Source organism: Streptomyces sp. NBC_00878 (assembly GCF_026341515.1).
In the GTDB taxonomy this organism is placed as follows: Bacteria; Actinomycetota; Actinomycetes; order Streptomycetales; family Streptomycetaceae; genus Streptomyces.
In genome coordinates this window covers 9,816,811-9,829,760 of record NZ_JAPEOK010000001.1, presented here as the reverse complement: position 1 = coordinate 9,829,760, position 12,950 = coordinate 9,816,811, and the positions used below count along the sequence as shown (strand labels likewise).

At 70.1% G+C, this 12,950-nt stretch carries 14 protein-coding genes and 1 pseudogene; 8 read left to right on the top strand and 7 right to left on the bottom strand.

The window, feature by feature from the left end; all coding sequences use genetic code 11:
- Nucleotides 1-15: 15 nt before the first annotated feature.
- Nucleotides 16-363: a twin-arginine translocation signal domain-containing protein gene (locus OHA11_RS42800; protein ID WP_266506249.1), complete on the top strand. Its 348-nt coding sequence runs from the start codon at nucleotides 16-18 to the stop codon at nucleotides 361-363.
- A gap of 62 nt (nucleotides 364-425) precedes the next feature.
- The gene (locus OHA11_RS42795; RefSeq protein WP_266506247.1) at nucleotides 426-1,118 is read left to right on the top strand and encodes an HAD family hydrolase; all 693 of its coding nucleotides are present in this window, start codon (nucleotides 426-428) and stop codon (nucleotides 1,116-1,118) included.
- 39 nt (nucleotides 1,119-1,157) lie between these two features.
- On the opposite strand, the gene OHA11_RS42790 is transcribed toward OHA11_RS42795, so the two are convergent.
- Nucleotides 1,158-1,403, bottom strand: coding sequence for a DUF2630 family protein (locus OHA11_RS42790; RefSeq protein ID WP_266506246.1), 246 nt, complete (start codon nucleotides 1,401-1,403; stop codon nucleotides 1,158-1,160).
- Between the two features lie 244 nt (nucleotides 1,404-1,647).
- Between OHA11_RS42790 and OHA11_RS42785 the strand changes: the two genes are divergently transcribed.
- The gene (locus tag OHA11_RS42785; RefSeq protein ID WP_266506245.1) at nucleotides 1,648-2,436 is read left to right on the top strand and encodes a TetR/AcrR family transcriptional regulator; all 789 of its coding nucleotides are present in this window, start codon (nucleotides 1,648-1,650) and stop codon (nucleotides 2,434-2,436) included.
- Nucleotides 2,437-2,441: 5 nt separating this feature from the next.
- Here the strand turns inward: OHA11_RS42785 and OHA11_RS42780 are convergent, their stop codons facing one another.
- Nucleotides 2,442-3,944: an LVIVD repeat-containing protein gene (locus OHA11_RS42780; RefSeq protein ID WP_266506244.1), complete on the bottom strand. Its 1,503-nt coding sequence runs from the start codon at nucleotides 3,942-3,944 to the stop codon at nucleotides 2,442-2,444.
- A gap of 226 nt (nucleotides 3,945-4,170) precedes the next feature.
- On the opposite strand from OHA11_RS42780, the gene OHA11_RS42775 reads away from it, so the two are divergent.
- Entirely contained in the window at nucleotides 4,171-4,794 is a 624-nt protein-coding gene (locus OHA11_RS42775; protein ID WP_266507822.1) for a DUF305 domain-containing protein, read from the top strand.
- Between the two features lie 68 nt (nucleotides 4,795-4,862).
- Here the strand turns inward: OHA11_RS42775 and OHA11_RS42770 are convergent, their stop codons facing one another.
- Nucleotides 4,863-5,369 (bottom strand): DUF6214 family protein, encoded by a 507-nt coding sequence (locus OHA11_RS42770; RefSeq protein WP_266506242.1) that lies wholly within the window; start codon nucleotides 5,367-5,369, stop codon nucleotides 4,863-4,865.
- A 252-nt stretch (nucleotides 5,370-5,621) separates the two neighbouring features.
- Between OHA11_RS42770 and OHA11_RS42765 the strand changes: the two genes are divergently transcribed.
- Together OHA11_RS42765 and OHA11_RS42760 are read left to right on the top strand one after the other, a co-directional pair.
- A complete protein-coding gene (locus OHA11_RS42765) occupies nucleotides 5,622-6,974 on the top strand; it encodes an FAD-dependent oxidoreductase (protein ID WP_266506240.1) in 1,353 nt (450 codons plus the stop codon).
- Nucleotides 6,975-7,226: 252 nt separating this feature from the next.
- Nucleotides 7,227-8,630 (top strand): nucleobase:cation symporter-2 family protein, encoded by a 1,404-nt coding sequence (locus tag OHA11_RS42760; RefSeq protein ID WP_266506238.1) that lies wholly within the window; start codon nucleotides 7,227-7,229, stop codon nucleotides 8,628-8,630.
- Here OHA11_RS42760 and OHA11_RS42755 read toward each other — a convergent pair.
- The gene (locus tag OHA11_RS42755; RefSeq protein WP_266506236.1) at nucleotides 8,550-8,954 is read right to left on the bottom strand and encodes a helix-turn-helix transcriptional regulator; all 405 of its coding nucleotides are present in this window, start codon (nucleotides 8,952-8,954) and stop codon (nucleotides 8,550-8,552) included. The genes OHA11_RS42760 and OHA11_RS42755 overlap by 81 nt on opposite strands.
- A gap of 101 nt (nucleotides 8,955-9,055) precedes the next feature.
- Here OHA11_RS42755 and OHA11_RS42750 point away from each other — a divergent pair, with 101 nt between their 5' ends.
- The gene (locus OHA11_RS42750; protein ID WP_266506235.1) at nucleotides 9,056-10,144 is read left to right on the top strand and encodes an NADH:flavin oxidoreductase/NADH oxidase; all 1,089 of its coding nucleotides are present in this window, start codon (nucleotides 9,056-9,058) and stop codon (nucleotides 10,142-10,144) included.
- 47 nt (nucleotides 10,145-10,191) lie between these two features.
- On the opposite strand, the gene OHA11_RS42745 is transcribed toward OHA11_RS42750, so the two are convergent.
- From OHA11_RS42745 to OHA11_RS42735, 3 genes and pseudogenes are all read right to left on the bottom strand, one after another.
- Nucleotides 10,192-10,419, bottom strand: a complete 228-nt coding sequence (locus OHA11_RS42745) for a hypothetical protein (RefSeq protein WP_266507907.1) — start codon at nucleotides 10,417-10,419, stop codon at nucleotides 10,192-10,194.
- Nucleotides 10,420-10,437: 18 nt separating this feature from the next.
- Nucleotides 10,438-10,922: pseudogene (locus tag OHA11_RS42740) on the bottom strand (sigma factor-like helix-turn-helix DNA-binding protein); the annotation flags it as partial.
- Between the two features lie 130 nt (nucleotides 10,923-11,052).
- On the bottom strand, nucleotides 11,053-11,625 hold the full coding sequence (locus tag OHA11_RS42735) for a hypothetical protein (protein ID WP_266506233.1): 573 nt from the start codon (nucleotides 11,623-11,625) through the stop codon (nucleotides 11,053-11,055).
- Nucleotides 11,626-11,844: 219 nt separating this feature from the next.
- Here OHA11_RS42735 and OHA11_RS42730 point away from each other — a divergent pair, with 219 nt between their 5' ends.
- Entirely contained in the window at nucleotides 11,845-12,930 is a 1,086-nt protein-coding gene (locus OHA11_RS42730; protein WP_266506231.1) for a sialidase family protein, read from the top strand.
- The last annotated feature ends 20 nt before the right edge of the window (nucleotides 12,931-12,950 follow it).

The following is a 12,950-nucleotide window of genomic DNA, read 5'->3' as shown; positions in this document are numbered from 1 at the left end:
CAGAGGGGGGGCAACTTGTCCAGCATTTCGAGACGTTCGCTGCTGGGGTACTCGGGGACGACCGCGGCGGGCGCGGTCCTGGGTGCCGCCGGGTCCGCGGAGGCGGCGGACACCGCGGCGGCGGAGACGGAGGCGTCGGCATCGGCCGTCTTCCCGAGCGGCACCCGCTTCAGCGCCGACTACACCATCGGCCCCATCGACGCATCCATGACGCTGACCTTCAGCGTCTCGGTCATGGACACACCCACCGAGAGCGTCATCACCCCGAACGAGATCGCGAACCTGCTCAACGAGCTTGCCGAATCCCGCGGTTGGCCGCCCGCCACCTTCTACGGCACCCCGGCCCCGGCGCCACTGACCTGACGTGGCCTGAACCACCCCACGGCAGCCACGCGTTGGACAGAACCGCCGCTAAAGTCCAGCGCATGGCTGCCGTGCTGTTCGACTTCTCCGGAACCCTCTTCCGCGTCGAATCCACCGAGTCCTGGCTGCGCGCGGTCCTGGCCGACTCCGAAGTCTCCCTCTCCGAGGGGGAGTTGATCCGGGCGGCGAAGGAACTGGAGACCGTGGGCGCACTGCCGGGCGGGGCCTTCCCGTCGAGGCCGGTGCCGGACGACGTGGCCCCGCTGTGGGGCATCCGCGACCAGAGCGCCGAGCTGCACCGGGCGGCGTACACCGGTGTCTCCCGCCAGGTGGCGCTCCCCGATCCGGAGCTGCACGACAGGCTCTACGACCGCCATATGACTCCGGCCGCCTGGTGCCCGTACCCCGACACCGCCGAAGTGCTGGGCGCGCTGCACGAGCGCGGCATCGCCGTCGGCGTGGTCAGCAACATCGGCTGGGACCTGCGGCCCGTCTTCCGCGACCACGGCCTCGACGCGTACATCGGCACGTACGTCCTGTCGTACGAGCACGGCATCCAGAAGCCGGACGCCCGGCTCTTCGCGACCGCCTGCGACACGCTCGGGGCCGATCCGCGGGACACCCTGATGGTCGGCGACGACCGGCGCGCGGACGGCGGGGCGGCCGCCCTGGGCTGCGCGGTGCACTTCGTCGACCACCTGCCGGTGACCGGGCGGCCGGACGGACTGCGGCCCCTACTGGACCTGGTGGGCTGACCGAAGCCTGCGGCCCGGTCAGCAGCCTCCGCGGCCCGGTCAGCCTTGGTAGCCCTCGACCTGCGACGACGGACGGACGCTTACCTCGTCCGGGTTGTCGCCGAACTCCGACTTCGCGCGCCGCCGGCGCAGCAGATCCCAGCACTGGTCGAGCTCGCGTTCCAGCTGCCCGAGCCGCTCCTGTTCGGTGGCGCTGTCGATCTGCCCGGACGCGACGGCGTCGCGAAGCTTGCGTTCGTCGTCGACCACCGCCGTGATCCTGGCCAGGATCTGATCTTGATCCATGTCCCTACGCCTCCTCGGCACTCCTGCCCACTGTAAGGAGCGGGCGACCGCTCGGCGACAGGTGCTGGTCGGGCCCGAAGCACCGTGCGGGACGGCACGCAGGCGGCAGTGCCTCCCGACCGCCCGGGGCGCTCCCCCGCGGCGCCCCGAGCGGACGGCAGCCCGGAGAAGATCCCCGACGGGAGTCGGTCCGGACGCGTTGAGTATAATTGGCTGGCAGCCAGTCAACGCAGGAGTACATAGGATGTCCCCTCGCAGCGCCTCGGTCAATGAAGAGTTGCGGCGGCGTTCCCGCGAGAGACTTCTGCAGGCGGCGCTCGAACTGGTCAGCGAGCGTGGGTACGAGGCCACGACCTTGGGCGACATCGCCGACCGCGCAGGCTCCGCCCGCGGCCTCGTCTCGTACTACTTCCCGGGCAAGCGCCAGCTCGTCCAGTCGGCGGTGCACCGGCTGATGCACCGCACGCTGGAGGAGGCGCTGGAGCGCGAGCCGCGTACGGAGGACGGTCAGGAGCGCATGGCGCGGGCCATTGACGCCATCCTGGGCCTGACCCGGGACCACCCCGTGCTGATGCGCCACCACATGGCGAGCATCCTGCAGGCGGAGGGATTCATGCAGTGTGCGGAGCAGCAGCGCCTGGCGGAACTGCTCAGCGACACCATGGCCCGCTACGGTTCGCCGGACGCCGCCACCGACTACCCGATGCTGCGCGCGCTCCTGATGGGTTCGGTGTACGCGGCGCTGGTGCCCGGAGTCCCGATGCCGCTGCGGACCCTGCGTGCGGAGTTGTTCCGGCGTTACGGGCTCGACTGGCTGCGGGGGGTCCCGCCGGGCGCCGAGGCATCCGGCGGGACCTGTCACGAGGACCTTTCACGGTTCTTCGCTCCCGAGAGCCGGGAGCAGGGCCGTGAGCACAACCGCGAGCGTGAACACAACCGCACGGCGGACGCGGCCGACCGAACCGACCGAACCGACCGAACCGACCGAGCGGAACAGTCCGGTCGGCCCAAGTCGTCCGGTCAGCCGACGTAGTCCGGTCAGTCGAAGTAGTCCGGCTGCGTCTGGACGTTCAGCTCACGCAGACGCACCTTCTTCGCCGGGTCCGTACGACGGTCGCTGATCTTCAGGACGTCGAAGCCCTTCACCAGGTCGTTCGAGTAGATGTAGCCGTTGTAGTAGTACGCCGACCACGAACCGCCCCCGATGAGCGTGTCGGTGCTCAGCGGACCGCGCTCGAAGTAGGCGATCTCCTTGGGCTTCGAGGAGTCGGTGAAGTCCCAGACGGAGACGCCGCCCTGGTACCAGGCCTGGACCATGATGTCCTTGCCCTTGACCGGGATCAGCGAGCCGTTGTGGGCCACGCAGTTCTCGGTGTCCGCCTGGTGACGCGGAATCTTGTAGTAGCTCTTGAAGACGAGCTTGCGCTTGTCGCCCTTGCCAACGATGTCGTAGATGCCGTCGGCGCCACGGTTCGGACCGATGACCGCGTTGCAGGTGGCCGCGCCGCCGCCGCCCAACTCGTCGGTGAAGACGACCTTGTTGGCCTTCTGGTTGAAGCTCGCCGAGTGCCAGAACGCGAAGTTCACGTTGTCCTGGACCTGGTCGATGACCTTCGGGTTCTCCGGGTCCTTGATGGAGAACAGGATGCCGTCACCCATGCAGGCGCCCGCCGCGAGGTCCTTGGAGGGCAGCACGGTGATGTCGTGGCAGCCGGTGGTCTTGGAGACACCCGGGTTGGTGGGCCCGCCCGGGTTGCCGCCGCCGTCCGGTCCCTCACCGGAGAAGAGCACGGGGAAGCCGACGACCTTGGCCTTCTCCGGGGCCTTGCGCGGCACCTTGATGACCGAGATGCCGTCGTGCGGCGGCTGGCAGTCGGGGAAGGCGGCGTTGGGCGAGTACGAGGAGACGTAGACGTAGACGTTCTTGCGCTCCGGCACCAGCGTGTGGGTGTGCGAGCCGCAGGCGGTCTCGACGGCGGCGACGTACTTCGGGTTCTTCTTGTCGCTGATGTCGAAGACCTTCATGCCCTCCCAGGAGGACTTCTCGGTCGTGGGCTGCGTGGTGCTGTTGCAGGAGTTGTCACTGCGCGAGGAGTCGGTGGAGAGGAAGAGCAGGTCTCCGGAGACGGAGATGTCGTTCTGCGAGCCCGGGCAGAGGACCTGAGAGACCGTCTTCGGGGCCTTCGGGTTGCTGATGTCGAAGATGCGGAAGCCGTCGTAGTTGCCGGCGAACGCGTACTTGCCCTGGAAGGCCAGGTCCGAATTGGTGCCCGGCAGCGTGTCCTTGGGGATGTTGGCGAGGTGCTCGATGTTCTCCGAGGTGACGATCTCGTCCTTCCCGGGTATCTCGCCGTTCGCTACCGCGGCTCTGGCCTCGGCCGCCTGACTCTTCGAGACCTTCTCCGGCGTGGCCGGTGAGTCCCCGGGGTCTGGGGTCGCGACCGCCGGACCGGCCGTGAGCAGGGCGGCCAGGAGGCCCGCCGCGGTGGCGGCAACTCCCAAGCGTCTGCGCCGCGTTCGGTGGATGTTCAACAGGGTCACTGCATCCTCCCTTGTAGCCGTTCGCAGTTGAACGGTTCAGGTTCCTCCGAAGTATCGTCTTCATCATGCACAGATCAACAGGCGTCAACGCATTCGTAATGAATGTTTTTGATCAACCACGTTCGGAAGCGTGCTAGGACGGTCATCAACACTCACGAGGTGTCTGCTGTCCCGGGTGACTCAGGAGGTCGCTGTGCTCTTTGGCCGTACGTCCCAGTTCCGCGTCATGATCGCGGCATCCGCCGCGGTCCTCGCGCTAGGGGGCTGCACCGGTTCGGACGACGAGAGCCCGTCCAAGTCCGCGGCGGGTACGGGGCCTTCGGTGATCGCCCCCGGCAAGCCGGGCGAGGCCGCCCAGACGCTCTCCGCCGAAGAGGCCGCGAAACACCGGGCCGAGGACGACTCCCCCAACTCGGCCGACCGCGCCTACGCGCGCATGATGGTCGAGCACCACACGCAGGCGCTGGAGATGACGGATCTCGCCCCGAAGAACGCCGGGTCGACCCAGGTGAAGCGGCTGGCCGACCGGATCGCGGCCGCACAGCGGCCCGAGATCGACGTCATGCGGAGCTGGCTGAAGACCCATGGCGGTGCCGGGAAGACCGAGTCCCACGACCACGAGGCAATGCCGGGCATGGCGACGGAGGCGCAGCTGAAGAAGTTGCGCGCGGCGCGGGGCGAGGCGTTCGACGAGCTCTTCCTGAAGCTGATGATCACCCATCACGACGGGGCCGTCACCATGGCCACGGACGTGAAGGCCCAGGGCAACAACCTGCTGATCGAGGAGATGGCCGACGACGTGATCGCCCAGCAGACCGCCGAGATCAACCGGATGCGCGACATGTCCTGACGACAGCCGATGTCCTGACGGCACCCGACACCCTGACGGCAGCCGAAGCTGTCAGCCATGGACACCGGTCAGCGGCGGACGTGGCGCGGCGTCAGCAGACCCGCGTCCCGCGCTCCGGCGATCAGCCTGAGCGCACGCCGACGGCTGTGTCCGGTCGCGGACATCACCGCGAGCACCGCGTCCCGGCCCGCCCTCTGAGCCGCCAGATACTCTCCGGCGACGAAGCGCCGGCCCTCGATGCCGCGCGGCCGGGCGGGGCGTGCGTGCCGCTTCTCCGGCGCCCCGTCGACGGGCGCGGCGCCCACGGGTTCCGGCACGCCCCCGCACGCCTCCAGGAGCGGGCCCTCGATCCAGTCCGGAAGAACAGCCAGGTCATCGAGCGAGAGCGCGGGCCGGGCACGTACCTCCTCGACGGAGACACATCCGTCACACACCACCGCGAGGACGTCGACCTGGGCGCCGTCATCGAAGGACAGCCGGACGTTGCACCACGTGGTGGCGGTGTCGCGGCCCGGCTCACTGCTGCCCTGCTCACAGTCCTGCTCGCGCTCCCGCACTTCCCACGCGGGCCACACGGAAACGACAGGTTCCGACCAGTGTCGATCCAAAAGGTCAAGAAAGGATACTTCCAGCACATACGCAACGTAACCGCATGATCACATTCACTGCGAATGGGCACGCATACGCACCTGGCGGGGCACCCCGTCGGCGCAGCACCATGCCCTCCCTCTCCCCGAGCGCGCCGCTCCTCTCCCCGAGGGCGCCGCGCGGTGCGATGCTGGAACCACCAGCGATCTCCTCGTTCTCCTCGGGGAAGGGGCTCAGCCGTGCTGCAGGTCGCCGTCGTCGGCTCGGGGCCGAGTGGGGTGTACACCGCGCAGGGTCTCGTCCAGCAGAGCCGGGTACCGGACATCAGGGTCGACGTCCTGGACCGGCTGCCGTGCCCGTACGGCCTGGTGCGCTACGGCGTGGCACCCGACCACGAGAAGATCAAGTCTCTGCAGAACAATCTGCGTACGGTCCTGGAGCACGAGCGGGTCCGGTTCCTCGGCGGTGTCCGGGTCGGCCCGGACGGGCTGCCGGCCGCCCGGCTGCGGGAGCTGTACCACGCGGTCGTGTACTGCGTGGGCGCCGCCACCGACCGGCATCTCGGGGTCCCCGGCGAGGAACTGCCGGGCAGCTGGTCGGCGACCGAGTTCGTGTCCTGGTACAGCGCGCATCCGGACTCCGTGTCCGCCGGCTTCGTGGTCGGCGTGCGGGCGGCGGTCGTCATCGGCGTCGGCAACGTGGCGGTGGACGTGACCCGGATACTGGCCCGCGGCGCCGCGGAGCTGAGCCCCACCGACATGCCCCAGGCGGCGCTCGCGGCACTGGCCGACAGCCGGGTGCGGGAGATCCAGATGGTGGGCCGACGCGGCCCGTCACAGGCCCGCTTCACCACGAAGGAACTGCGCGAACTGGGCGCCCTGCCGGACACCCAAGTGGTCGTGGATCCTGCGGAGTTGGCGCTCGATCCGGCGTACGCCGACCCCTCCGCGCTACCCGCCGCCCAGCGCCGCAACGTCGAAGTGCTGCGCGGCTGGGCCGAGCGGCCACCGCCCGCCGGCTCCCGACGGATCCGGCTCCGCTTCTTCCTCCGTCCGGTCGAACTGCTCCCGGACGCAGGGCGCGTGGGCGCCGTCCGCTTCGAACGGACGCTCCCGGACGGCCAGGGCGGCGTGACGGGCACGGGTGAATACGAGGACATCGAGGCCCAGTTGGTCCTGCGCTCGGTCGGCTACCGCGGCGTTCCGCTGGACGGCCTGCCCTTCGACGAGGGTCACGGCACCGTGCCGCACCTCGCGGGCCGCGTCCTCCGCGACGGCTCGGTCTCCCCCGGCGAGTACGTGGCCGGCTGGATCAAGCGCGGCCCGACGGGCGTCATCGGCACCAACCGCCCCTGCGCGAAGGAAACGGTCGCCTCCCTCCTGGAGGACGCGTCCGCTCTCGCGCAGCGCGAGGTGCCGCCCGACCCACTCACCGCACTGAGGGCGGAGGGCCTGCACCCGGTGGAGTGGGATGGCTGGCAGGCAATAGAACGGGCGGAGGCAACACTCGGCGCCTCACTGGGCAGGCACGTGGTCAAACTCCCCGACTGGCCCTCACTGATGGAAGCGGCCCGGACAATCGGCGCCCCTTGAGGGGCGCGGGGCTGTGACATGTGCGGCTCCTCCCCCACTCTCGGCTTCGCTCGAGCGGGGGGACCCCCATCGTGGGCGCGATCAGCCCATGACGGCCCGCAGTCGACGTACGACCCTTCCGGGGCCCTCCCAGGGGAGTGGATCATGCCCCAAGGGGCATGACACCTGGCGGCAACAGACCAGAAATCAACAAACTGTTCAAGCCACGTACGGTCACGTGCAATCCCGCTCCCCGCCGCTCCTGGAGTGCCCATGGCAACCCCGACCCCCACCCCCGCACGTCAAGTGCACCCCGTGGACGAAGTCCCACCCATCCGCCACCTCGCGGCCTTCGGCCTGCAGCACGTGCTCGCGATGTACGCGGGCGCCGTCGCGGTCCCGCTGATCGTCGGCAGCGCGATGAAGCTGTCGCCGGTGGACATGGCGTACCTGATCACCGCAGACCTGCTGCTGTGCGGCATCGCGACGCTCATCCAGTGCGTCGGCTTCTGGCGCTTCGGCGTGCGGTTGCCGATCATGCAGGGCTGCACCTTCGCGGCCGTGTCGCCGATGGTGCTGATCGGTACGGGCGGCGGCGGACTGCCCGCGATCTACGGCTCGGTCATCGTCGCCGGGCTCGCGATCATCCTGCTGGCCCCGGTCTTCGGGAAGCTGCTGCGGTTCTTCCCGCCGCTCGTCACGGGCACGGTGATCCTGATCATCGGGCTCTCGCTGCTGCCGGTGGCGGGCAACTGGGCGGCGGGCGGGGTGGGTTCGCCGGACTTCGGCGAACCGAAGAACCTGGCGCTCGCGGCCTTCGTCCTCGCGGTCGTGCTCGCCGTGCAGCGGTTCGCGCCGGTCTTCCTGAGCCGGATCGCGGTGCTGCTCGGCATCGTGGTGGGACTCGCGGTCGCCGTACCGTTCGGCTTCACGGACTTCGACGGGGTCGGGGACGCGGACTGGCTCGGCATCAGTACTCCGTTCCACTTCGGCGCTCCGACGTTCGAGGCGTCGGCGATCGCGTCGATGCTGGTAGTGGCGCTGGTGACGATGACGGAGACGACCGGCGACTTCATCGCGGTCGGCGAGATGACCGACCGGCGGATCGAGCCCCGCCCACTCGCCGACGGCCTGCGCGCGGACGGCCTGTCCACCGTCCTCGGCGGTGTCTTCAACACCTTCCCGTACACGGCGTACGCGCAGAACGTGGGCCTCGTCGGCATGACCCGGGTCCGCAGCCGCTGGGTCGTCGCCACCGCCGGCGGCATCCTCGTCCTGCTCGGCCTGCTGCCCAAGCTCGGCGCGGTGGTCGCCGCCATACCGGCTCCGGTGCTCGGCGGCGCGGGTCTGGTCATGTTCGGCACGGTCGCCGCGAGCGGGCTGCGGACGCTCGCACAGGTGGACTTCAAGGGCAACAACAACCTGACGGTCGTGGCCGTTTCGGTCGCCGTGGGCATGCTGCCGGTCGGCGTGCCGACGGTGTACGAGAAGTTCCCCGACTGGTTCCAGACGGTGATGAACAGCGGTATCAGCGCGGGCTGTCTCACCGCGATCGCGCTGAACCTGCTCTTCAACCACCTTCCCTCGAAGGGAAGTTCAGCTTCCGCCGAGGCGGACGGCCTGCCGGGCGATGGCGGCGAGGACACTGTCGAGAAGTCCCGGGAAGAGGTCGTCTAGGTCATCCCGCCGCAGCCCGTTCATCTTGGCGGTGCCCCGATAGATCTGCCGGATCACGCCCGCCTCGCGCAGCACCCGGAAGTGGTGCGTGGTCGTGGACTTGGTGACGGGCAGATCGAAGTGCGAACAGGAGAGCTCGTCGCCGTCGGCGGCGAGCTCTCGCACGATCAGCAGCCGCATCGGATCGGACAGCGCGTGCAGCACGGCCTCCAGACGGATCTCCGCACGGTCGGGATGCGGGAGGTCACGGCTGCTGCTGGCGGGGGCGACGGTCGTCACGGCGGCTCCAGTCCGTCGGGTCCGGAGGCATCCGGAGAACCTCATTGTACGAGAGGTCTCGTAGTTTGACATCTCCCGTACTACGATGCCTATCGTACGAGTCGCCACCCGGCCCCGTCTCGAACCGTCACGTATTGGAGTCCGCCGTGAGCTCGCTCTTCGAGCCCTACACCTTGCGCGAACTGACCGTCCCGAACCGGGTCTGGATGCCGCCGATGTGCCAGTACTCGGCGGCGCCGGAGGGCCCCGGGACGGGCGCCCCCAACGACTGGCACTTCGCGCACTACGGGGCGCGTGCCGCAGGCGGGACGGGCCTGATCGTCGTCGAGGCCACCGCGGTCAGCCCCGAGGGGCGGATCTCGCCGTACGACCTGGGCATCTGGAACGACACCCAGGTCGAGGCGTTCCGGCGGATCACGCGGTTCCTGGTGTCCCAGGGAACGGTTCCCGCGGTCCAGCTCGGGCACAGCGGCCGCAAGGCCTCGACCGACCGGCCCTGGAAGGGCGGTGCCCCGGTCGGCCCGGACGCGTACGGCTGGCAGCCGCTCGGGCCGAGCCCGGTCGCCTTCGACGAGAACCACCCCGTGCCGACCGAGCTGACGGTGGACGGGATCAAGGAGATCGTCGGTCAGTTCGCCGACGCCGCAGGCCGGGCGCTGGACGCCGGCTTCGAGATCGTCGAGATCCATGGCGCGCACGGCTACCTGATCGGTGAGTTCCTCTCCCCGCACTCCAACCGGCGCACGGACGCGTACGGCGGCTCGTACGAGAACCGCATGCGCTTCGCCCTCGAAGTCGTGGACGCCGTGCGCGAGGTGTGGCCCGACGACAAGCCGCTGTTCTTCCGCATCTCGGCCACCGACTGGCTGGAGGAACTGGGGGACAACGGCTGGACGGCCGACGACACGGTCCGCTTCGCCGCCCAACTGACCGCCCACGGCGTGGACCTGCTCGACGTCTCCACGGGCGGCAACGCGTCCGGCGTACGCATCCCCGTCGGGCCCGGCTACCAGGTTCCCTTCGCCACGCGCGTCAAGGAAGAGACGTCCATGGCCGTCGCCGCCGTCGGTCTCATCACCGATGCCGAGCAGGCGGAGAAGATCGTCGCCAACGGCGAGGCGGACGCCGTTCTGCTGGGCCGGGAGCTGCTGCGCAACCCCTCGTGGGCCCGGCACGCGGCCCGCGAACTCGGGGGCGACGTGCACGTGCCGGACCAGTACCACCGTTCGGTCTGACCGGGCCTGCCTCTGACCCCGACCTACGTCCGGGGCCTGCTCCGGGCCTACTTCTGGCGGTCGAGCCAGTCCGTGAAGCGGGTCCCGGCGATGTGGGCGTCGGGGCCGGGGAGGAGCTCGCGTCCCTGGACGTGCGCGCCGAAGTAGCCGACGGACTCGTCGGTGACGACCTCGCGCGGGTCCTTGTCGGCCGCCAGACCCGTGCGGACGAACTCGTCGAGATGGAGTTCCTCGGGGCCCGCCACCTCCGTGGTGCCGTTCAGCGGAGCCGCCACGGCGGCCAGGGCGACCGCCGCGACCACGTCGTCGGACGCGAGCGGCTGGAGGAGCGAGGAGGGCAGCCGGACCGTGCCGCCGTCAGGAACACCTCGAACAGCCGCCGGTGCTCATCCGCGTCCACCGGCTCCCGCCGCTCGGCGGCCAGGCGCCTGCGCGCCCGGCTGACCAGCTGACGGGCGTTGGCCTGGCCCGTTTCGAGGATGGCCGCGATCTGCTCATACGGGTAGTCGAACGCCTCGCGGAGGACGTAGGCCGCCCGTTCCGTCGGCGTCAGCTTCTCCAGGAGGAGGAGCACCGCGAGCTCGACCGCCTCGCCCCGTTCGGCCCCCACCTGCGGGTCGGCGCTCGTGTCCACCGGTTCGGGAAGCCACGGACCCACGTACGTCTCGCGGCGCACGCGCGCGGACTGGGCGACGTTGATCGCCAGGCGGGTCGTCACGGTGGAGAGGTAGGCGGGCGGGTCCACGACGACCGTGCGGTCCGTCGACTGCCAGCGCAGCCAGGCTTCCCCGCGGTGGACGCGGCGCGGGGAGAGCGCGGCGGTCGCGGGAGACCGCGGTAGACCCGGGAGACCACGGTGGACAGGGAAGACCGCGGTGGTCATGGCGCCCACCACGGTCCGTCCGTCCTCAGCCGGTCTTCCACCCCCACTGGGGGTCGACCCGCTCCCACTCCGTGTCCCACTCGTCCATCCGCCGCCGCTCCAGGCGCCCGCGGACCACCCGCCCGCCCGCGAAGGGCACGGCCGCGGCGCTCACTCCGACCAGAATGCCGATCACCGCCGCCCGCAGACCGGCCTGGGCCTCCGTCGCAGGCCTGGTGACGAGCAGGCCGTCGGGGTCGGTCCACACGGTGACCGGGCTGCCGGCCGGGCTGCCGGGTTCGACCCGGACCTGCCCCTCGTGGGCCGAACCGTCGGACACGGTCCAGCGGACCTTCGCCCACACCCGCTCCGCGCCGGCCGCTCTGGTGCCGGGCGCGCGCTCGGTGAGCAGTGCGCGTACGGGGCGCCACTCGGCGCGCTCCCTGGCAAGGCCGTGCTCGACCGACCGCGCGACCGCCAGACCCGCGGCCAGCCCGGCGAGCAGGATGAGCAGCCAGGTGGCGAGCACGGTCCAGGCCTCCACTTTGTCGCCGCGGCGCCGCAGCGGATTGGGCCACCAACGCCACAGCAATGCCCTCGGACCTCGTAATGCCGCCATCGCGGGCCCTCCTCGTCACCAGCACACCCGAATCACCAGCACACCCGTTGCCTTTCCATACGGGAACCGCCGCGCTGTTGCTCAGGAGACCTGTCCCACATCTCCGTCACCTCCCAGAAAACGCTCTGACCTGCACCGATGAAACGGCCAGGGGAGACTGTCAGTGCCAGGGTGCAGACTGGCCGGGACCTGAGACAACGACGTCCGGAGGTGGCCGGAATGGCCGAGGTACTGCTCACGGTAGGCACACGCAAGGGACTGTTCATCGGGCGGCGACGCGGCAGCTCCTGGGCGTTCGACGACAGTCCGTATTTCAACGCTCAAGCGGTCTATTCGATCGCGATCGACACCCGTGGTGACGTGCCGCGGCTCCTCGTCGGCGGCGACAGCGCGCACTGGGGCCCGTCCGTGTTCCACTCCGACGACCTGGGCCGCACCTGGACGGAGCCGGCCAAGGCAGCCGTCAAGTTCCCCAAGGACACCGGGGCTTCGCTGGAGCGCGTGTGGCAGCTGCACCCGGCGGCGGCCGAGCCGGACGTGGTGTACGCGGGCACGGAACCGGCGGCGCTGTACCGCTCGACGGACCGCGGCGAGTCCTTCGAGCTCGTCCGTCCCCTCTGGGAGCACCCGACCCGCTCGCAATGGGTGCCCGGCGGCGGCGGAGAGGGCCTGCACACCGTCCTCACGGACGCGCGCGACCCACGCGCGGTGACGGTGGCAGTCTCCACGGCCGGTGTTTTCCGGACAAAGGACGGCGGGGAGAGCTGGGAGCCGTCCAACTCCGGTGTCTCGGCGGTGTTCCTGCCGGATCCGAACCCGGAGTTCGGCCAGTGCGTGCACAAGATCGCGCAGGACCCGACGGCACCGGACCGCCTGTATCTGCAGAACCACTGGGGCGTCTACCGCAGCGACGACGCCGGGGCGCACTGGACGGACATCGGCGAGGGCCTGCCGTCCACGTTCGGCTTCGCCGCGGCCGCCCATCCGCATCGCGGTGACACGGCGTACGTCTTTCCCATCAACGCCGACTCGGACCGCGTGCCCGCGGACCACCGATGTCGTGTCTTCCGTACGGCGGACGCGGGCAAGAGCTGGGAGCCGCTCTCGGCGGGGCTGCCGCGGGAGGACCACTACGGCACGGTGCTGCGCGACGCCCTGTGCACGGACGGCGCGGACCCGGCGGGCGTGTACTTCGGCAACCGGAACGGCGAGGTGTTCGCGTCGGCCGACGACGGGGACAGCTGGCAGCAGCTGGCATCCCATCTGCCGGACGTCCTCTGCGTACGGGCCGCGGTGATCGATTGAGCGCCCGCACCGAGCCGGGC